Here is a 1,679-nt window from a genome sequence, read left to right on the forward strand (position 1 = left end):
ATAACAAATTACCATTAATAAAGATACGCTTCGATCATCCTATTTATACCAATTCTCTAAAATCGCGCGTACTAGCTTAACCTCTGCCGCAACCACAAGGCCAATAAAGGTAATGCTAGTTGATAACCCTGTTCAGCACTATAAATTAAACCTTTGTTCTGTAATCCAGTCAGCGATCCCTGAAGGCTACCACCTCTTGAAAGACCATGTTTTTGAATATATTCTTTACTTTGTGGTTTATCTGTAGGATCTAAAGCCAAAGATTCTAAAAGATGCACCTGATTGGCTGGCAATAACATTAGTAAAGATTCAAAAACTAAAGACAAGTCTTTGAGTAATCCTTCTATTGCCTGCTGCACTGCTGCTTCACTAATTAACCCATCAGGATAAGAAAAAGTTTGTAGGCGGCGAATTATTGCCATTGCGTCGCCAATGTGTCCTTGGACAGCATCTAAAAATAATTGTAGTGCTTGAGAGCGAGAATCAAATTTCATTCCTTGTATATGCAATATCTCCCTCGCCCACAATGCCAAAACGTCATTAGCTAAGGGGGCTAACTGTATAGTTTCTAGCGGATAGTTTGTCTCATCTGGATGATGGCTGATCTCAGCTATGGTTGCTATTAAGACGTAGCTGACATGAGTTTGTACATTGATTTCTCGTCTGAATGTGGCTTCCCACAAACCATTACGATCCCAAGAGCGAATGTGCGGAAAACCTTGCAAAATCAGCACTACCCGCTTATTTAAACCAATAGCCATAATTTGGAGCAAATTGAGCAAAATTTCAAATGCTTGCCATAACTGCTTTTGGTTCAGGGAACGCAACGACTTAAGTTTACCTTCTGGATGAAAGACAAAAAACTCTTTGCCAAAGTTGCTTACCCAGTCTTGAATTTGTGCTGCTTCCCAGTTTTGGCTAATTGTCTCTGTTAGCAGGAGGATAAATCGCTCTCCATCTGTCGCGCGGATGCAGTCTATCTCCAAGACGATCGCACCAACTTCTTGAGCAGCCCCTCGCACTAAAGTTCGTCGCCCACTACCAGGTACGCCAGTAATCAGCAAGTCTCCATCTTGGGCTAGTACTTCGACAATTCGCTGAAATTCTAGCGATCGCCCAACCAATTGTAAAGGAGTAGACAAATCCAAATTCACTTAGTTTTTGCCCTTGGTTTTAATCCCCACTTAAGGGCAAGCATACTCACTTCCATGACTACTGAGCAAGCATTGAAAGTAATGATGATAATAGTCAATTTTTATTAGTGCTTGTTTGCATTTAGCACTTATCTTTAGTGCTAAATTTTATTCAACACTAGATTTAAGAAATAAATATGGTACAGGCAGCATCCACCATCGCACCCCAAGAAAAGCAATCCACCGTTTGGCATACTTTGGAAATTTCTGAAACGATCGCTCGCTTGCATAGTGATACTGAGAATGGTTTGAGTAGTGTAGTAGCCAAACATTTATTGTCTGAAGTGGGAGCAAACGAACTCACAGGCAAGAAAAGCAAAGCTTGGTGGTTAAAATTTTTACTGCAATTTAACCAACCACTGCTGATTATTTTGTTGTGTGCGGGTTTAGTAAAGGCGCTAACTGGCAGCTTGGTGAATGCTGGTGTTATTTGGGGAGTGACTACCACCAACGCCATCATTGGATTTATTCAAGAATCGAAAGCCG

Annotated in this window: 2 protein-coding genes; one reads left to right on the forward strand and one right to left on the reverse strand. The window is 40.9% G+C overall.

The genetic code is table 11. From position 1 onward, the window contains the following. Window positions 1–71 precede the first annotated feature (71 nt). A complete protein-coding gene (locus RRG12_RS43945; RefSeq protein ID WP_420758667.1) occupies window positions 72–1,154 on the reverse strand; it encodes an ATP-binding protein in 1,083 nt (360 codons plus the stop codon). A gap of 176 nt (window positions 1,155–1,330) precedes the next feature. On the opposite strand from RRG12_RS43945, the gene RRG12_RS43950 reads away from it, so the two are divergent. Beyond that, window positions 1,331–1,679 (forward strand): cation-transporting P-type ATPase (locus tag RRG12_RS43950; RefSeq protein WP_420763351.1); only part of this gene is annotated, 349 nt, incomplete at its 3' end.

The organism is Nostoc sp. CALU 546, from assembly GCF_048836525.1.